The 17,922-nt window shown below is 67.2% G+C and carries 16 protein-coding genes; all 16 read left to right on the top strand.

Features of this window, described 5'->3' with window-relative positions; all coding sequences use genetic code 11:
• Nucleotides 1-4 precede the first annotated feature (4 nt).
• Nucleotides 5-715: an FAD-dependent thymidylate synthase gene (gene thyX / locus D6T64_RS14775; RefSeq protein ID WP_233551208.1), complete on the top strand. Its 711-nt coding sequence runs from the start codon at nucleotides 5-7 to the stop codon at nucleotides 713-715.
• A 76-nt stretch (nucleotides 716-791) separates the two neighbouring features.
• Nucleotides 792-1,769, top strand: coding sequence for a 4-hydroxy-tetrahydrodipicolinate synthase (gene dapA / locus D6T64_RS14770; protein ID WP_119975447.1), 978 nt, complete (start codon nucleotides 792-794; stop codon nucleotides 1,767-1,769).
• 96 nt (nucleotides 1,770-1,865) lie between these two features.
• Nucleotides 1,866-2,996 carry an efflux RND transporter periplasmic adaptor subunit gene (locus D6T64_RS14765; protein WP_147364581.1) on the top strand — a complete coding sequence of 377 codons (1,131 nt, stop codon included), beginning with the start codon at nucleotides 1,866-1,868 and terminating at the stop codon, nucleotides 2,994-2,996.
• A 71-nt stretch (nucleotides 2,997-3,067) separates the two neighbouring features.
• Nucleotides 3,068-3,799, top strand: coding sequence for an ABC transporter ATP-binding protein (locus D6T64_RS14760; protein ID WP_119975551.1), 732 nt, complete (start codon nucleotides 3,068-3,070; stop codon nucleotides 3,797-3,799).
• Nucleotides 3,796-5,052 carry an ABC transporter permease gene (locus D6T64_RS14755; protein WP_233551206.1) on the top strand — a complete coding sequence of 419 codons (1,257 nt, stop codon included), beginning with the start codon at nucleotides 3,796-3,798 and terminating at the stop codon, nucleotides 5,050-5,052. Before D6T64_RS14760 ends, D6T64_RS14755 begins: the two co-directional genes overlap by 4 nt.
• Before the next feature lie 75 nt (nucleotides 5,053-5,127).
• Entirely contained in the window at nucleotides 5,128-8,109 is a 2,982-nt protein-coding gene (locus D6T64_RS14750; RefSeq protein ID WP_119975445.1) for an FtsK/SpoIIIE family DNA translocase, read from the top strand.
• A gap of 5 nt (nucleotides 8,110-8,114) precedes the next feature.
• Nucleotides 8,115-8,720 carry a CDP-diacylglycerol--glycerol-3-phosphate 3-phosphatidyltransferase gene (pgsA, locus tag D6T64_RS14745; RefSeq protein WP_119975444.1) on the top strand — a complete coding sequence of 202 codons (606 nt, stop codon included), beginning with the start codon at nucleotides 8,115-8,117 and terminating at the stop codon, nucleotides 8,718-8,720.
• Complete coding sequence (locus tag D6T64_RS14740; protein WP_325049803.1) at nucleotides 8,713-9,282, top strand: CinA family protein; 570 nt, start codon at nucleotides 8,713-8,715, stop codon at nucleotides 9,280-9,282. Before pgsA ends, D6T64_RS14740 begins: the two co-directional genes overlap by 8 nt.
• A gap of 146 nt (nucleotides 9,283-9,428) precedes the next feature.
• The gene (locus D6T64_RS14735) at nucleotides 9,429-9,737 is read left to right on the top strand and encodes a helix-turn-helix domain-containing protein (RefSeq protein WP_119975548.1); all 309 of its coding nucleotides are present in this window, start codon (nucleotides 9,429-9,431) and stop codon (nucleotides 9,735-9,737) included.
• Nucleotides 9,738-9,779: 42 nt separating this feature from the next.
• Nucleotides 9,780-10,001 carry a DUF3046 domain-containing protein gene (locus D6T64_RS14730; protein ID WP_119975443.1) on the top strand — a complete coding sequence of 74 codons (222 nt, stop codon included), beginning with the start codon at nucleotides 9,780-9,782 and terminating at the stop codon, nucleotides 9,999-10,001.
• Between the two features lie 359 nt (nucleotides 10,002-10,360).
• Nucleotides 10,361-11,503, top strand: coding sequence for a recombinase RecA (gene recA, locus D6T64_RS14725; RefSeq protein ID WP_119975442.1), 1,143 nt, complete (start codon nucleotides 10,361-10,363; stop codon nucleotides 11,501-11,503).
• Entirely contained in the window at nucleotides 11,503-12,297 is a 795-nt protein-coding gene (locus D6T64_RS14720) for a regulatory protein RecX (RefSeq protein WP_119975441.1), read from the top strand. Before recA ends, D6T64_RS14720 begins: the two co-directional genes overlap by 1 nt.
• 40 nt (nucleotides 12,298-12,337) lie before the next feature.
• Nucleotides 12,338-13,975, top strand: coding sequence for a tRNA (N6-isopentenyl adenosine(37)-C2)-methylthiotransferase MiaB (gene miaB, locus D6T64_RS14715; protein WP_119975440.1), 1,638 nt, complete (start codon nucleotides 12,338-12,340; stop codon nucleotides 13,973-13,975).
• Nucleotides 13,976-14,000: 25 nt separating this feature from the next.
• On the top strand, nucleotides 14,001-15,014 hold the full coding sequence (gene miaA / locus D6T64_RS14710) for a tRNA (adenosine(37)-N6)-dimethylallyltransferase MiaA (protein WP_377010547.1): 1,014 nt from the start codon (nucleotides 14,001-14,003) through the stop codon (nucleotides 15,012-15,014).
• Nucleotides 15,015-15,059: 45 nt separating this feature from the next.
• Complete coding sequence (gene dapF / locus D6T64_RS14705; RefSeq protein ID WP_119975438.1) at nucleotides 15,060-15,941, top strand: diaminopimelate epimerase; 882 nt, start codon at nucleotides 15,060-15,062, stop codon at nucleotides 15,939-15,941.
• 164 nt (nucleotides 15,942-16,105) lie between these two features.
• Nucleotides 16,106-17,922, top strand: a 1,817-nt coding sequence (locus tag D6T64_RS14700) for a S8 family serine peptidase (protein ID WP_147364580.1), incomplete at its 3' end; no start/stop codon positions are given.

The raw sequence follows: 17,922 nt of genomic DNA, 5'->3' as shown, positions 1-17,922 counted from the left end.
GACCATGACCGTGGAATTAGTGCGCTCGAGCGCCCACGACGCCGACGTGCTCTTCGCCGCCCGGGTGTCGACGCTCGGGGAGCAGACCCTCGAGGCGAACCAGCTCGACGGCGCCGCGACCGAGTCCGACCTGAAACGCGACCGCGGCCTGATCAACTACCTCATGCGCGACCGCCACGGCTCGCCCTTCGAGCACAACTCGATGACGTTCTACGTGCGCGCACCGATCTTCGTGTTCCGGGAGTTCATGCGGCACCGCATCGCGTCCTACAACGAGGAATCGGGCCGGTACCGGGAGTTGAACCCGGTGTTCTACGTTCCCGCGAACGACCGCAACCTGCTGCAGGTGGGCAAACCGGGCGCCTACGACTTTCTGCCCGGCTCCGCCGACCAGACCGCCCTCGTGCAGCAGCAGACCCGGGCCGCGGCGATCCACTCCTACGAGGCGTACCAGCGGATGCTCGAGGCCGGCGTCGCCCGCGAGGTCGCACGCATCGTGCTGCCGCTCAATATCTACTCGTCGATGTACGTGACCCTGAACGCCCGCGCCCTGATGAATTTCCTGAGCCTGCGCACCAAACGTGCGGGCACCCAGTTTCCGTCGTTCCCGCAGCGCGAGATCGAAATGTGTGCCGAACAGATGGAAGAGCACTTTCGCACGCTGATGCCGCTGACCTACGAATCGTTCAACGCGAACGGCCGCGTCGCCCCGTGAGGCGTCGTCCGTAACCTGGCGCCGCGAACGGGCACCCGTAACCTGTCAGGGGACGGGAACCGCTAGCCTAGAAAACGTGTCTACTCCTACGAATCCCTTTGGCCAGGTGCTGGTCGCACTGGTCACGCCCTTCACCTTCGACGGCGAAGTGGACTGGCCCGGAGTAGAAAAGCACATTGACGACGTCATCAACGCCGGCGCCGACGGCATCGTGGTCACCGGTACGACCGGTGAGACCTCGACCCTGACCGACCCGGAGAAGATTCGCCTCGTCGAGGTCGGCAAGAGCGTGTCGGCCGGTCGAGCCAAGATCATCACCGGCGGTGGCTCCAACGAGACCGCCCACGCCATGCAGCTGGCCCGCCAGAGCGAGAAGGCCGGCGCCGACGGCAACATGATCGTCACCCCGTACTACAACAAGCCCACCCAGGCCGGAATTCTCACCCACTTCCGCATGATCGCCGACGCGACCGACCTTCCGGTGATCCTCTATGACATTCCGGGCCGCACCGGTGTCGCGATCGCCTACGAGACGATCCTGCGCGCCGCCAAGCACCCGAACATCCTCGCCGTGAAAGACGCCAAGGGTGACTTCGCGCAGGTCAGCCGCGTGCTCAACGAGACCGACCTGATGTACTTCTGCGGCGATGACTCGAACGTCCTCCCCGCCCTGTCCATCGGAGCCACCGGCCTGATCGGCGTCACCGGCAACATCACGGCCACGCCGTACCGCCACATGGTCGACGCGGTCAACCGTGGCGACCTCACGACGGCCACCGCCGCCCACATGCAGCTCGAACCCCTGGTGCGCGCGGTGATGACCCACGTGCCCGGCACTGTCGCCGTGAAGTACATCCTGCACGGCCTGCGCCGCATCGGCAGCCCGCGGGTTCGCCTGCCGCTCGTCGGGCCCGAAGAGTCCGAGGCTGCGCAGATCGAAGCGGAGATCGACCGCGTGCTCAACATCCCCGGTGCCGACTTCACCAACTTCCGTCCCGACCGCAACGCCGCCGCCGGCGGATCCCTGCCGAAGGTCGCCGGCACCACGCGCTGATCCTGCCCCTGAACAGGGGTCAGACGCCGAGTCACCCCGACCGCTAGGGTCGGGTGATGTGCTGATCAGCGGGTGATCGGCCGGTGGGGGGCGTCGATGAACGTGGCACGCAAATGGATTTTCCCGATTCTCCGGCTGGTTCTCGTCGCGGTCATCGCGGTCGGCCTGGTCAAACTCGCCTTCTTCCCTGACAACGCCGAGACGACGGATGCCGCCCAGCCGACCGGTGCCATCATCGAACCGACCATCACGGTCGGCCTCGGCACCATCACGAACGACGTGACGCTGCCCGCCACGGTCAACGCCGACCCGGCCGTGACCGTCAAGGCGACCGTCGTCGGCACGGTCGACGACCTGTTCGTGGCGGCCGGTGCATCCGTCGCCACCGGCGCGCCGCTCTACGACATTCGCGTCGAAAAAATCCCCGACCCCGTCGAAAAGACGGATGCCGAGGGTCTCGTGACCGTCACCCAGCCCAAGACGGTCGTCACGTTCGTGAAGGTGCTCGCCCCCGCGTCCGGAACCCTCAGCGCGCTGAGCGTGATCCACGGCCAGAGCGTCGCGATCGGTGACGCGACCGGCCAGGTCGCCCCGCCGACCTTTTCGGTGAGCGGATCGCTCAGCCCCGAACAGCAATACCGGTTGCTGTCCCGGCCGACAGAGGCGAGCGTGGCCATTGATGGCGGCCCGGCACCCTTCACCTGCACGGGCCTGTCGATCACGACCCCGCTGGCCGGCGCCGCCGGCGGCGACACCGTCGACAGTGGCGCGACCACGTCGGGGACGAGCGCCACGACCGTCAGCTGCGCCGTTCCGGCCGGCGTCACGGTGTTCTCCGGCCTCGCCGCAGAGATCACCATCGCGGCTGGCCTCGCCGAGAACGTGCTCGTGATCCCGACGACGGCCGTGCAGGGCACCGCCGGCAGCGGCATCGTCTGGGTCAGCACCGGGGGAGCCCCGACGGACGGCGCGACCGGCAGCGATACGACCGGCACCAAAACGGAAACCGCTGATGGCGGCTCAACCGGTGACGGGACCGAGGCGCTCGCCGAGGAACGCACCGTCACCCTCGGCATGACCGACGGCGTGAGCGTGCAGGTACTCGAGGGCCTGGTCGAGGGCGACGTGATCAACGAGTTCGTGCCCGGCGCCGAGTCGAGCAACGGCTGCGAAATCCTGCCCGACGGCAGCGAGGACTGCAGCATGGTGATGGGGTCGCTCCATTGACGCGTGACCTGACGGCTGACGGCGTCCCGGAACCTCGACGCCTGATCGATCAGCCTCCGCCGGAGCGAGCCCTGCTCGAGCTGACCGCGGTGACCCGCACCGTGCAGCTCATTGACGCGCCGCCGCTGACCATTCTGAGCGGCGTGAACCTGCGTGTCGCCATCGGCGACCGAGTCTCGATCGTCGGCCGGTCGGGTTCGGGCAAGACCACCCTGTTGAACCTGCTCGGCCTGCTCGACAATCCGACCACCGGGGAGCTGCTCTTCGACGGGCGGCCGGTGCGGTCGTTCTCAGGCGCCGAACGTGATCGTGTGCGCGGGCGGGACGTGGGCTTCATCTTTCAGCAGTTCAACCTGCTGCAGGGCCGCACCGCCCTCGAAAACGTGATGACGCCGCTGCTCTACGCCGAGGGACGCCAATTCTGGCAGCGCAGCCGCATCGCGAGTGAAATGCTCGACCGAGTCGGCCTCGGCCATCGCCTGCAGGCCCTGCCCGACCGGCTCTCCGGCGGCGAGCAGCAGCGCGTCGCGATCGCCCGTTCCCTCGTGCGCGGGCCGCGGCTGATCCTCGCTGACGAACCCACCGGCGCCCTCGACCTGGAAACCGGGGAAGCGGTGATGGACCTGATCGACGACGTCGCCCGCGCCTCGGGTGCGGCTCTCGTCACGATCACCCACGACCCCGCCATCGCCGCACGCGCCACGCGGCATCTGCGCCTCGACCACGGCGCGCTGCAGGCCGACCATTTCTCAGCCGATCCCGCCAGGACAGCCCTCGCGCTGACACCGGGACGCACCCCGTGAACCGCGTGCTCAGCAACATCGTTGGCGCCTGCGTCGAAGCCTGGCAGGAGGTGCGCATCCACAAGACGCGCGTCATGCTCAGCCTGATCGGCGTTGCCGTCGCCGTCTGCGCCATCACGACCGTCGTCGGCCTCGGCGCGGTCGCCCAGCAGGCCACCATCGAACAGAGCGAACGTCAGAGTGGCCGACCGGCGAGCCTCCAGGTCTATGCGAGCAAGTTCGACGGCTCCGCACCGGCGCCGGAGATCATGGCGGACGTCTGGCAGACCGCCCTCGAGCGGTACGACATCACCTATGCCAGCCGGGTCACCACGACCAGCCAGCGGGTGCAGTTCGCCGACGGCGCGGCATCCGTCGCGACCACCGGCGTCGACGTGCCCTACGGCACCATGCACCGGGTCACGATGAGCGAGGGGGAATGGTTCACCGCGGCCGATGCCGAGCGACTCGCTCCCGCGGTTCTCGTCAACTCGATCTTCTACGACCGGCTGGGGCGGCCCGACCTGGCCACCCATCCCACCACCACCCTGCTCGGCGACCAGGATACGACCGCCGTGATCACGGGGGTGTTTCCCGCGCAGGGCTGGGAACAGGAGCCGGCCATGTACCTGCTCGCCGATTCCCTCGCGGCGCTCGCCGCACCGGTCAACGCGGCCCCGACGGGCCTGGACGGGGGCGCGAACTACTTCGGCCCGCCGACCTACGAGCTCTGGGTGCCGCCGGAACTGGCCGACCCGATCATCGCCGCCCTGCAGCGCGACGTGTCCGCGGCGCTCGGCGACGGAGCCACCGCCGACGTGTACCGCACCGACTATGCCTCCTGGACGGGCGGGGAAGACCCCTACCTGTCCCTGAAACTCCTGGTCGGAGGGGTGGCCGGCCTGGTGCTGCTGCTCGGCGCGCTGGGCCTCGTGAACATCGCCCTCGTCACCCTGAAGCAGCGGATACGGGAGATCGGCATCCGTCGCAGCTTCGGCGCCACGGCGGGGCGAGTATTCTTCGCGGTGATGATGGAGAGTGTCGTGGCGACCGTGGTCGCCGGCATCGTCGGGGTCATCGCCGCGGTGCTGATCGTGAAGAATCCATTCGTGGAGGATTTCATCAGCCAAGGCCAGGTCACTGACTTTCCCGCGTTTCCCGTGGAGGCCGCCATCATCGGCCTGGTCTCGGCCACGGTCGTCGGGGCTTTGGCCGGGCTCGTGCCCGCCCTCGTGGCCGTGCGCGTCAAGGTGATCGACGCCATCCGCTACTAGAGCCCCGAATCGTCGGTCTCGGGCCGCTGGCGTGGGATGCCGACCAATGTCGGTGCTGATTGGTAGCGTTACCGCATGGCTACGAGCACAAAATCCAACGGTCGTGGCCGCGGAACACCCGAGGGTGGCGCTGCGGCGCGCAAGTCTGCGCCCCGCACCGACGCGCAGAAGACGGCACGCCAGCAGGCTGCGGCCGCCCGAGCGGCCGCGAACCGCACGTCCGCCAGTCGCACGGACGCGCAGAAAACCGTCAAGTTCAGTGCGACCGAGGTGAAACCGAACCTCGGAGTGCGCGTCTGGATGTCGCTGGCCCACGTAGCCGGGGGCGCAGCCCGCGCGCTCAGCCCCGAGACCCTCGCCAAAGACGACCGCCGCGACGGTCTCCCGTTCTTCCTCGTCTTGCTGGCGATCACCGGCGCCATCGTCGAGTGGTTCCTCATCGACAACCCGGTCGCAGCCAACCTCGACGCCTACACCTTCGGTGGGCTTTTCGGCCGCGTCGCCTTCGTGCTGCCCGTCGTGCTGCTGCTCTTCGCGATCTGGCTGTTCCGCAAGCCCAGCTCCGTGCACGACAACGGCCGCGTCGGCATCGGCCTCTCGGTGCTGCTCGTGACCATCTCCGGGCTCTGCCACATCTTCGGCGTGCGCCCCGAACCCAGCGAGGGCATCGACGTACTCGCCCTGTCCGGCGGTGTTCTCGGCTGGATGATCGCGGCGCCGCTGATCGCCCTGATCACGCCGGTGGGGGCATCCATCGTGGTCATCCTGCTGCTGACGCTGAGCCTGTTCATCATCACGAAGACCCCGCCGAACCGCATCGGCCGACGCCTGCGCGAACTCTACGCCTGGCTGTTCGGCGCTCCACTGCTCGACGACGAGGAACGCGCCGCCAAGAAAGAGGCACAGCTCGAACGCGCCCACGAGAAGTCCGTGCAGGTCGAACTCGACGGAGTCGACGGCGAAGGCGATGGTGATCCGAGCCTGCTGCCCTGGTGGCGCCGCAACGCGAGCAACCGCGAAGAAGACCCCGACGCGCGCGGCGCCGACGGTGACGGCCCCGATCCGCTCAGCACGTTGCTGCACGGCGACAAAGAGGGCAGCTTCGCCTCCGCAATCGAGTCGACTGCGGCAGCGGATGCCCCGGTTCCGGCGCCGGTAGGCCCGATCGCGATCGCGATCGCGCCCGCCTCCCAGGACCACGACGGCACCGAGGTGCTCGAAGACCTGCACCGCGCCGAAGAAGCCGTGAAGCGGTTCACCGGCGACCTGGACCTGTCTCGTGGCTCAAGCACCGGGCTGCACTCCGACGACCCCGCCGGCCTCACCGAGGTGCTGCCGGGCTTCCACCCGCCGAGCGACGAGCTCCCGATCGACGACGACCCAGCAACCGGTTCCGGGGGGACCGGGCTGCCGCCCCTCGTCGAACCCAACGTGCCCTACGTCGTGCCGGCCGCCAATACCCTCACCGCCGGCCCGCCCGCAAAGGCCCGCTCGGCGGCCAACGACGAGGTCGTCAAATCGATCACCGAGGTGTTGACCCAGTTCTCTGTCGACGCGAAGGTCACCGGATTCTCCCGCGGCCCCACGGTCACCCAATACGAAATCGAACTCGGCCCGGGCGTCAAGGTCGAGCGGGTCACGGCCCTCAGCCGCAACCTCTCCTACGCCGTCGCGTCGAACGAGGTGCGCATCCTCTCGCCGATCCCCGGCAAGAGCGCCATTGGCATCGAAATCCCCAACACCGACCGCGAGATCGTCACCCTCGGTGACGTCCTGCGCTCCAGCACCGCGACCAACAGCACGCACCCGATGACCATCGGCGTCGGCAAAGACGTGGGCGGCGGGTTCGTCATCGCGAACCTGGCCAAGATGCCCCACCTGCTCGTGGCCGGGTCGACCGGCTCGGGCAAGTCGAGCTTTGTGAACTCCATGATCACGAGCCTGCTCATGCGCTCCAAGCCGAGCGACGTGCGCATGGTGCTCATCGACCCGAAGCGGGTCGAGCTCGCCGCCTACGCCGGAGTGCCGCACCTGATCACCCCCATCATCACGAACGCCAAGAAAGCAGCCGAAGCGCTGCAGTGGGTCGTGAAGGAGATGGACATGCGCTACGACGACCTGGCCAGCTTCGGCTTCCGCCACATCGACGACTTCAACAAGGCCGTCGTCGGAAATGAGATCATCCTGCCGCCGGGCAGCGCCCGCAAGCTCAAGCCGTACCCCTACCTCCTCGTGGTCGTCGACGAGCTCGCCGACCTCATGATGGTCGCCCCGCGCGACGTCGAAGATTCCATCGTGCGCATCACCCAGCTCGCCCGCGCCTCGGGAATCCACCTCGTGCTGGCCACCCAGCGCCCCAGCGTCGACGTCGTCACCGGCCTGATCAAGGCCAACGTGCCCTCACGCCTGGCCTTCGCCGTGACGAGCGTCACGGACTCCCGGGTCATCCTCGACCAGCCCGGCGCCGACAAGCTCATCGGCCAGGGCGACGCCCTGTTCCTGCCGATGGGGGCCTCCAAGGCCATTCGCGTGCAGGGCGCCTGGGTGACCGAGGCTGAGATCGAACGTGTCGTCAAGCACGTCACGCAGCAGGCACGGCCCGATTACCGACCGGATGTCGCGATGGTCGCCCCCCGCAAGGAGATCGACTCCGACATCGGCGACGACCTCGAAGTGCTGCTCGCCGCCGCGGAACTCGTCGTGTCGACCCAGTTCGGGTCAACCTCGATGCTGCAGCGCAAGCTTCGGGTCGGCTTCGCCAAGGCCGGACGGCTCATGGACCTGCTCGAATCCCGGGAGATCGTCGGCCCGTCCGAGGGTTCGAAGGCCCGCGACGTGCTCGTCTCGGCCGAACAGCTGCCGGCCGTCCTGGCACGCCTGCGCGGCTCCGACGAGGAACAGCACGCCAAGACGGCGGCCACTCCCGCACCCGACGTCCCATACGATGCACCCGACGCCCGCTACGCCGACGATCCGGTGCAGAAAATGTCGGAGGGGTATCCTGAAGAGGACGGCCCCGCCGATGAGGACGCCTGGCAACTGACCGACAGGGACTAACTTTCATGGCTACACCCTCCATTCCGGTCGTTCGACCGAGCAACTGGAACCTGCCCAACCTGATCACCGTGGTACGTATCCTGCTCGCTCCGATTTTCATCTGGATGCTGCTGGCCGCCGACCCCGACAGCGGCCTGCGCTGGGCGGCCGCGATCGTCTTCATCATCGCCATCGCAACGGACGGCATCGACGGTGCCATCGCGCGCAAGCACAACCTCGTGACCGACCTCGGCAAGATCCTCGATCCGATCGCCGACAAGGTGCTCACCGGCGGAGCGCTCGTCTGCCTGTCGATCCTGTTGGAGCTGCCCTGGTGGGTGACCATCGTCATCCTCGTGCGCGAGATCGGTATCACCGTCTTCCGCTTCGTGATGCTGCGTGACCGGGTTATCCCGGCCTCCCGCGGCGGCAAGCTCAAGACCATCGCACAGTCCGTGTCGATCTCGCTCGCCCTGCTGCCCTTCAACCAGGTCTTCGAATCCGCCGCCGGCGCCATCAACATCATCAACACGATCACGATGGCCGTCGCCCTGGTACTGACCGTGCTCAGCGGCCTGGACTACCTCGCCGCCGCCGCGCGTGAAGCCCGTCAGAGACGACGCAGTGCCTGATTCCGCCGTGCTTGATCCCACCGTTCCTGCTGTTCCCGCGGTTCTCGCTCCCGTTGATGACATACGTGATGACGCCACCGAGGCCCTCGTCCACGAACTCACCGCGCGCAATCTCACCATTGCCGTAGCTGAGTCCCTCACTGGCGGCCTGCTCGCAGCCGAACTGATTCGCATCCCCGGAGCGTCGAAGGTCGTCAATGGCGCCCTGGTGTCCTACAACACCGAGCTGAAGCGCACCCTGCTGGGGGTCGACAGCAGCATTCTCAACGTGCACGGCCCGGTTCACCCCGATGTCGCCAAGCAGATGGCAATCGGCGTGCGCACCCATCTCGCCGTTGGCGGACGTCGCGCCGAAGTCGGCGTGTCCACCACCGGAGTCGCGGGACCGTTCGCGCAGGACGGCCTCGAACCCGGCACGGTGTTCATCGGGCTGGCCAAGGGCACGGGCTCCTGGGCCATTCCGCTGCACCTCACGGGTGACCGGGACGCCGTCCGCGCCGAGACCGTGCGCCGCGCGGTCGAGGCTGTGCGTGACCTGATAGCCCGTGACGACCCGGAATAGATCCCGTTACGGTCGGGTTACATCGTGCGTATTCACAAGCAAAGCCCAGTCGAAATCGGTAGTGTCCTAGTGTGAGACGGATGCTGTAGCATCAAGCATCCGCACAGCAGTATCCGGTAGATGACAGGCAAATGAAGGAGGTTCCGATGATTCTTGTTCGTCAGGAAATCGGCGATGTGCTGAGGGACTTCCGCCTGCAAAAGGGCCGAACCCTTCGTCAGGTCGCGAGTAAAGCGAGCGTGGCCCTTGGCTATTTGAGTGAGGTTGAACGGGGCCAGAAAGAAGCCTCGTCAGAGATTCTGGCCTCCGTGGCAGAAGCACTCGAGACTCCCATCTCGGTGATCATGCGCGAGGTTGGCGACAGACTGGCCGTCATCGAGGGGATCGATCCGTTCCCCGACACGGTTCCCGACGAATTCGTCGCGAACTTCGATGCCGACCTCATGGTCCGCTAACCATCCATTACTCCGCACCAACGATTCGGCCCATTTTCAACCATGAGACTGAGTGAATTCCGTCGTGCTCTTGCGCACGAATTCGGCGACTCATACGGCCGTGTGCTCACGCGTGACCTGGTATTGACCCCGCTCGGCGGGCGCACGGCCGATGAGGCCCTCGCCGGCGGGGTTCCGGCGCGCGATGTCTGGCTGGCGCTGTGCGCCGAGACGGACGTCCCGCCCCACCGCTGGTACGGCGCCGGACTTCCCGCCCCCCAGTAGGCTCCCGCCGCGCGACCCTTGCAGCGCGACTCTTGCAGCGCGACCCGCGCAGCGCGACCCATTCAGTCGCCTTAAAGCTTTCGACACGCCGTCTCTGAGCGCGGTGTCTTGCTCGAAAATCTGTTCGGTTCTTGCTAGGCTCCTCCACAGCACTCTTTTCGGGCGGAGTTTCCACTTTTCGCCGTGCTTCCGGCCAGTGTCGGAGGCTCGGCGTACAGTCGGTTTCGTCAGCACAGAGCGCATAACTGCCTTGTCGAAAGCGCACCCCGGGGTCTTCCCGACGGGCGCGACGACAGCCTATAGGCGACACAATGCACCACCCAGACGTGCGTTACGACGCACGACCAGAGGAGAAAACCATGGCATCGAACGCCAACCGCGAAAAAGCACTCGAAACCGCACTCGCCCAGATCGACCGCCAGTTTGGCAAGGGGTCCGTCATGCGACTCGGCAGCGACGAACGCGCCCCCGTCGAAACGATTTCGACCGGTTCGGTCGCCCTGGACGTCGCCCTGGGCATAGGCGGGCTGCCCCGTGGTCGCATTGTGGAGATCTACGGACCGGAATCCTCCGGTAAGACCACGCTCACCCTGCACGCGATCGCCAACGCGCAGAAGAACGGTGGAATCGCCGCCTTTATCGACGCGGAGCACGCCCTCGATCCCGAATACGCCAAGAAGCTCGGCGTTGACATTGACGCGCTGCTGGTCTCCCAGCCCGACACCGGTGAGCAGGCCCTCGAAATCGCCGACATGCTCGTGCGAAGCGGTTCCATCGACCTCATCGTCGTCGACTCGGTCGCCGCTCTCGTGCCGCGCGCCGAGATCGAAGGCGAGATGGGTGACTCCCACGTCGGCCTCCAGGCCCGCCTCATGTCCCAAGCCCTCCGCAAGCTCACCGGTGGCCTCAGCCAGACCAATACCACCATGATCTTCATCAACCAGCTGCGCGAAAAGATCGGTGTCTTCTTCGGAAGCCCCGAGACCACCTCCGGTGGTAAAGCCCTCAAGTTCTACGCGTCGGTGCGCCTGGACATCCGTCGCATTGAGACCCTGAAAGACGGCACCGAGGCGATCGGAAACCGCACCCGGGTCAAGGTCGTCAAGAACAAGATGGCGCCGCCTTTCAAGCAGGCCGAGTTCGACATCATGTACGGCATCGGTATCTCCCGCGAGGGCAGCCTGATCGACTTCGGAGTCGACCAGGGCATCGTGAAGAAATCCGGAGCCTGGTACACCTACGACGGCGACCAGCTGGGCCAGGGCAAGGAGAACTCGCGCAACTTCCTGCTGCGCAACCCCGACATGGCCAACGAGATCGAGCGCAAGATCCTCATCAAGCTCGGCGTCGGACCGGAGGGCATCGCCGCCAAGGCCGCCGAGAAGGCTGCGGCCGAGGCAGCGGCGAAAGCCGCCGAAGAAGCGGCCGCCGTTGCGGCGGCATCCGCTGCCGTCGACGGCGACGCGGTGCCGGTCAAGGCGACCGCCCGCAAGAGCGCCTAATGGTGCACTTCGTCGAGTCCGACGAGCAGGGCGCCAACGGTGACGCGGCGCCGGTCGCGCCGGTCGCCTACCTGCCCGGCGCGACGCCGGGAATGAAGCGTCGTTCCCCGATCGCGGAACGCTCCACGGAGGCCACCCCGTTTACGAGAAAGCTGCGTGCGGTCGAAGACGCCGAAGACGCCGAGGGCGATGAGGTTGTCGACGTCGGAGCGGCCGCGGGGCCGAGTGGTCCGACCAGCACCGACCGGGTTGAGCGCGACGACGATGAGACTGATGAGAACGAGTCATCGGGGGAGAAAGACCGCGCCGAGAAGGTGCTCATGCACCGGCTGCACGGCCGTTCCCTGTCGACGAAAGAGGCGCTCGAGGTGCTGCGCGGCACCGAACTCGGCCGCGACGACATCGAAGAGATCATCGCCCGGTTCACCGACCTGCACTACATCGATGAGCAGAAGCTCGCCGAACAGGTGCTGCACAGCCACGGTGAACGTAAGGGCCTCGGCCGCACCGGCGTCGGAGCAGAATTGCGCCGACGGGGGGTCGACCCCGACGTGATCGCCGCGGCCCTCGAAGAACTTCCCGACGATGAAACCGAACGCGCCATCGACATCGCCACCAAACGCATCGGCCAGCTGGAACGCTTCGACGAGACCACCATCAAGCGGCGGCTGTCGGCATTCCTGCAGCGCAAGGGCTACAGCTCCGACATCTGCCGGACCGCCATCGCGGCGGCCCTGGAATCGCGCGGAGGAGGGTCGACATCGTCCTCACGGTCACCGGTGCGCTTTCAGTAACGGCCGGACTCCCACCTTGCTCGCGTAAGCTCGAGTCACTATGAGCAGCACTACCTTTTCCCCCACGCACACATCGTTGGTTTCGGCCGAGGCACCGACCGTGATCACCCGATCCGCCGCATCCGTTGATGCGGCGGGTCAGGCCCGCACCTATGAGGTGCGCACCTTCGGCTGCCAGATGAACGTGCACGACTCCGAACGCCTGAGCGGGTCGCTCGAAGCGGCCGGCTACGTCTCGGCGAACGGCGGCGAAGCCGACATCGTGGTGATCAACACCTGTGCGGTGCGCGAAAACGCCGACAACAAGCTCTACGGCAACCTAGGTTACCTCGCCTCGGTGAAGCGCAAGCACGAGGGCATGCAGATCGCCGTCGGCGGGTGCCTCGCCCAGAAAGACAAAAACACGATCCTGGAGAAGGCGCCCTGGGTCGATGTCGTCTTCGGCACCCACAACATGGGGTCGTTGCCGAGCTTGCTGGAACGCGCCCGCCACAACGGTGAGGCCCAGCTCGAGATCCTCGAATCCCTCGAGACGTTCCCCTCGACTCTGCCGACCAAACGGGACTCCAGCTACAGCGGCTGGGTCTCCATCTCGGTCGGCTGCAACAACACCTGCACCTTCTGCATCGTGCCCGCCCTGCGCGGCAAGGAGAAAGACCGCCGGCCGGGCGAAATCCTCGCCGAAATCCAGGCGCTCGTCGACGACGGCGCCATCGAGGTCACCCTGCTCGGCCAGAACGTCAACTCCTACGGTGTCGAGTTCGGTGACCGGCTCGCCTTCGGCAAGCTGCTGCGCGCGGCCGGACAGATTCCGGGCCTGGAGCGCATCCGTTTCACCAGCCCGCACCCCGCTGCCTTCACCGACGACGTGATCGACGCCATGGCCGAGACCCCGGCCGTGATGCCGCAGCTGCACATGCCGCTGCAGTCCGGCTCCGACCGGGTGCTGAAGGCCATGCGCCGCTCCTACCGGTCGACCAAGTTCCTCGGAATCCTCGAGCGGGTGCGCGCGCAGATGCCCGACGCGGCGATCAGTACGGACATCATCGTGGGTTTCCCCGGCGAGACCGAGGAAGACTTTCAGGAGACCCTGCGCGTTGTTGAGGCCGCCCGCTTCGCCACCGCGTACACCTTCCAGTACTCGATCCGCCCGGGCACGCCCGCCGCGACGATGCCCGACCAAGTACCCAAGGCCGTCGTGCAGGAGCGTTACGAGCGTCTCGCCGCCCTGCAGGACCGCATCTCCTTCGAAGAGAACCAGGCCCTGATCGGTCGCTCCGTCGAACTGCTCGTCGCGAACGGTGAAGGCCGTAAAGACGCCGACACCCAGCGCATGAGCGGCCGCGCACCCGACAGTCGTCTCGTGCACTTCGACGTGCCGGTCGGCTCGGCACGGCCCCGGCCGGGTGACATGGTGACCGTCACGATCACCGAAGCGCACCCGTACCACCTGATCGCGGACTCCGCGGATCAGGCGCCGCTCGCCATCCGGGCAACCCGGGCCGGCGATGCCTGGGACCGCGCCGAGGCCGAATCCTGCGGCGTGCCGTCAGGTCACAGCCACGGCGGCAGCGCCGCCGCATCGGGCCCGGTGAACCTCGGCCTGCCCTCGCTGCGGGTGGGACCGCCGCAGGGCGCCACCATCCCGATCTACGACGTGACCGATGGAGAACGTTGACCGCGTGCCCGACGGGAGCACACGGGTGAGCGAACCAGCGAGCGAATCAGCGAACGAACCGGCGAACGAACGGGCGCACGAACCGGCCGCGGCGCAGCTGATCGTGATCGTCGGGCCGACCGGCACCGGCAAGTCCGAGCTCTCGCTCGACGTCGCCGAGCACCTCCGGGCAACCGGCCGTGAGGTCGAGATCGTCAACGCCGACGCGATGCAGCTCTATCGGGGCATGGACATCGGAACGGCCAAACTGGCGACCGGGGAGCGGCGGGGCATCCGTCATCACCTGCTCGACGTGCTCGACGTGACCGACGAGGCGACCGTCGCGAATTACCAGCGCGACGCGCGCGCCGCGATCAGCGACATCGTCGACCGCGGCGCGGTACCGATCCTGGTCGGCGGATCGGGACTCTACATCTCGTCGGTCGTCTTCGACTTTCAGTTTCCCGGAACCGATCCGGAGCTGCGCGCCGAGCTCGAGGCGGACCTCACCGCTCACGGCCCCGGCGTCATGTATGCCCGGCTCAAGGTCGTCGACCCCGGCGCGGCCACCCGCATCGGTGCCAGTAACGGACGCCGGCTCGTGCGCGCCCTCGAGATCGTGCAGCTCACCGGCGGGCCGCATCTCGCCGCCCTGCCCGACGAACCGGTGTATTGGATGCCCGCACTCACCCTCGGGCTGCGGATGCCGCGCGAGCAGCTCACCCCGCGGCTCGACGCCCGAGTCGATCGGATGTGGGCTGCCGGGCTCGTCGACGAAGTCGACGCCTTGCGGCACCTCGGACTCGAAGACGGCGTCACGGCCAGCCGGGCCATCGGCTACGCGCAGGCCCTCGGCGAGGTCACCGGCACCCTGAGCCGCGCCGAGGCGATCGAGGCGACCCAGCAGCTGACCCGCCGCTACGCGCGCCGCCAGGTGAGCTGGTTCAAACGCGCGGTCGACACCCGCTGGATCGACGCCCTGGCCCCCGATCGTCTTGCCCAGGCCGTGCACCTGGTCGACGCGGCCGTACTGACCCCGAAGGCGCTGCACGTTCGCTGAGGCGGCGGCTGACAGGGCGTCAGGGGCGCCGCCTAAACTGGGCCTATGGGCATTGATCTGAACTTCACCAAGGGGCACGGCACCGGCAACGATTTTGTGCTGTTCGCCGACCCCGACGGACTCGTGAACCTCACCCCCGAGCAGATTCGGCTGGTGTGCGACCGCAAGTTCGGGGTGGGCGGTGACGGCATCATCCGCGCGGTGCGGTCCACCAAGCTCGACGCCGGCGCCGCAGCCCTCGCCGAAGACGAGCAGGCCGAGTGGTTCATGGACTACTGGAACGCTGACGGAACCGTGTCGGAGATGTGCGGCAACGGCATCCGTGTGTATGCCCGGTTCCTGATCGAGAACAAGCTCGCGACGCTCGACCCGGGAGACACCCTCGTCATCGGTACCCGTGGCGGCGTGCGCGACGTGCAGCGCAACGCGAGCGGGTTCCAGGTCGACCTCGGCCGCTGGAAGCTCGACGCGACCGGCCCACTGGTGCGCACCAAGAACCTGGCCGTGTCACGGCCGAGTGTCGGCATTAATGTGGGTAACCCGCACGTTGTCGTCGCCCTCGCCGACGACAGCGAACTCGATGACGCCGACCTCACCTACATCCCGCAACTCGACCCGGAACCGGTCGGCGGCACCAACGTCGAATTTGTCGTGCCGCACGACCCGCTCGTGGTCAACGGGGTCGGCCGGTTCCGAATGCGCGTGCACGAACGTGGCAGCGGCGAGACCCTCTCCTGCGGAACGGGCGCTGCGGCGGCAGCCCTCGCGACGCGGCACTGGGCCGGCCCCGGCGCCCCGAACCAATGGCGCATCGAGGTTCCCGGCGGTGTGCTCGGCGTGCGCATGTTCGCCACCGAAGACGGCGAACACGTGAGCCTCTCCGGGCCCGCCGAGCTCGTCTTCGACGGCTTCCTCGCCCTCGGCTGACGTTGGCAGCGCTGACTCGGGTAACACGCCCGTAACGGTCTCCGGAGCAGGCTGGCAGGGTTCGTGGGTAGTGCCGCCCGGTGCCGCCGTCGAACCGCTGCGGGTCGTCGGTGGAGCGCACACGCAGTCGTCTCTTGCTCCACCAGTAGAGACTGGAGACGAGAATGGACATCGTACGTCCCGCGGTGCGCGGGGACAGCAACTTCAGCTACGTCGACAAGACGAGCGGCAGACAGCTCGCGTTCACTCCGAAGACCGATGAGGAAATGGTCACCTTCGAGGGCAGCGCGAACGAGGACACCGTGCGGGACATCGTGCGCGCGGGCCCCGTGCTCTCCGTCAGCCAGGGCGTCAACCTCAACCGCGGATTCGCCGCGGTCTACGTTCGGCCGGGACAGGATCGCGCCGCCGCCGAGCGTTCCCTCGCGGAGAGACCCGAGATCGCGAACGCCATGCCCGTGCTGATCGATGAGCACGGCGCCTCACGCTACTTCCTGCCGGACGAACTCACCGTGCAGTTTGCGGCCGGTGTCACGCCGGAACAGGCCGAGGCCGCCATCCGTCACCTGGGCAGTGAGATCGTGATCGTGCAGCGCACTCCGGGCTACTACACGGTCGCGGTCCCCCGGGGAGGGGCACTCTTCGAAAGCGTGCGGGCGTTTGCGGAGCGGGCCGACGTCGTGTTTGCCGAACCGAGCGAGGTGAGTTTCAACAGCGCCCTCGCCTACATCCCCAACGACACCGATTTTCCTCGACTGTGGGGGCTGCACAACACAGCCCAGGTCGTCAACGGTGTCGCCGGCCGGGCCGACGCCGATATCGATGCCACCGAGGCCTGGGAGATCACCCGCGGCGACCCCAACGTGATCATCGCCGTGATCGACACCGGCGCAGATCTGGATCACCCCGACCTGGCCGCGAACTTCCTGCCCCGCGGCGCCGAAGACTGGGACTTCGCCGATGCGGGCGACCCCGTTCCGGACGACGTCGACGGCCACGGCACCCACGTCTGCGGCACCATCGCGGCGGCCGACAACACCGTCGGTGTGCTGGGCGTGGCTCCCGGGTGCCGGCTGATGCCGCTGCGGATCGACCTGCAAACGGGCATGAACCAAAACCGCGCCGATGCGATCAACTTCGTCGCTGCACACGCGGTGGCGAACCCGGCCCGGAGCTACGTCATCAACTGCAGCTGGCGCATGAACGGTGACCACGCCGGCGTGCGCACCGCCATCCAGAACGCCGTTGCGCAGAACGTCGTCGTGGTCTTCGCCGCGGGCAATGCGAACACCAACACCGACATCACGCCGCAGTTCCCGGGTGTCTACCCCGAGGTCATCGCGGTCGCTGCCCTGGACCAGAGTGACCGGCGGGCCTCATTCTCCAACTTCGGCGGCAACGTCGACGTGTCGGCCCCCGGGGTGAACATCTGGTCCACCATGCCGAATGACACCTTCGGGTTCCTGGACGGAACGTCGATGGCCTCCCCGCACGTGGCCGGGGTCGCCGCCCTGATCTGGTCGAGGCACCGCTTTCTCACCAATGCCCAGGTGCGTGACGTGCTGCAGGCCACCTGTGACAACATCGATTCCAGCAACCCCGGCTTCGTCGGCATGCTGGGCCGTGGTCGCATCAATGCGTTCCGCGCGGTCAGCCACCCCATCTTCGCCGTGGCCAACTTCGGTTATGACGCCGGGGGGTGGCGGGTGGAGAAGCATCCACGGGTGCTGGCCGACGTGACCGGCGACGGTGCCGCCGACATCGTGGGCTTCGGCACGGCCGGCGTGTGGGCCTCCCGCAGCAACCGCAACGGCACCTTCCAGAGACCGGTGAAAGTCGTCGACAACTTCGCCTACGACGCCGGGGGCTGGCGGGTGGAGCGGCATCCGCGGTTCCTGGCGGATCTGACCGGGGATGGCCGGGCGGATATCGTCGGGTTCGGCAACGCGGGGGTGTGGGTGTCGGTGAACAACGGCAACGG

It is taken from the genome of Cryobacterium melibiosiphilum (assembly GCF_003602235.1).
GTDB lineage: Bacteria > Actinomycetota > Actinomycetes > Actinomycetales > Microbacteriaceae > Cryobacterium > Cryobacterium melibiosiphilum.
This window is presented reverse-complemented; position numbering and strand designations above follow the sequence as displayed.

Coding starts and splice junctions, on each gene's coding strand:
- dapF (WP_119975438.1), top strand. CDS start 15,060: ATGGGCATTGATCTGAACTTCACCAAGGGGCACGGCACCGGCAACGAT.
- D6T64_RS14730 (WP_119975443.1), top strand. CDS start 9,780: ATGAGACTGAGTGAATTCCGTCGTGCTCTTGCGCACGAATTCGGCGAC.
- thyX (WP_233551208.1), top strand. CDS start 5: ATGACCGTGGAATTAGTGCGCTCGAGCGCCCACGACGCCGACGTGCTC.
- D6T64_RS14735 (WP_119975548.1), top strand. CDS start 9,429: ATGATTCTTGTTCGTCAGGAAATCGGCGATGTGCTGAGGGACTTCCGC.
- miaB (WP_119975440.1), top strand. CDS start 12,338: ATGAGCAGCACTACCTTTTCCCCCACGCACACATCGTTGGTTTCGGCC.
- D6T64_RS14765 (WP_147364581.1), top strand. CDS start 1,866: ATGAACGTGGCACGCAAATGGATTTTCCCGATTCTCCGGCTGGTTCTC.
- pgsA (WP_119975444.1), top strand. CDS start 8,115: ATGGCTACACCCTCCATTCCGGTCGTTCGACCGAGCAACTGGAACCTG.
- D6T64_RS14720 (WP_119975441.1), top strand. CDS start 11,503: ATGGTGCACTTCGTCGAGTCCGACGAGCAGGGCGCCAACGGTGACGCG.
- D6T64_RS14750 (WP_119975445.1), top strand. CDS start 5,128: ATGGCTACGAGCACAAAATCCAACGGTCGTGGCCGCGGAACACCCGAG.
- recA (WP_119975442.1), top strand. CDS start 10,361: ATGGCATCGAACGCCAACCGCGAAAAAGCACTCGAAACCGCACTCGCC.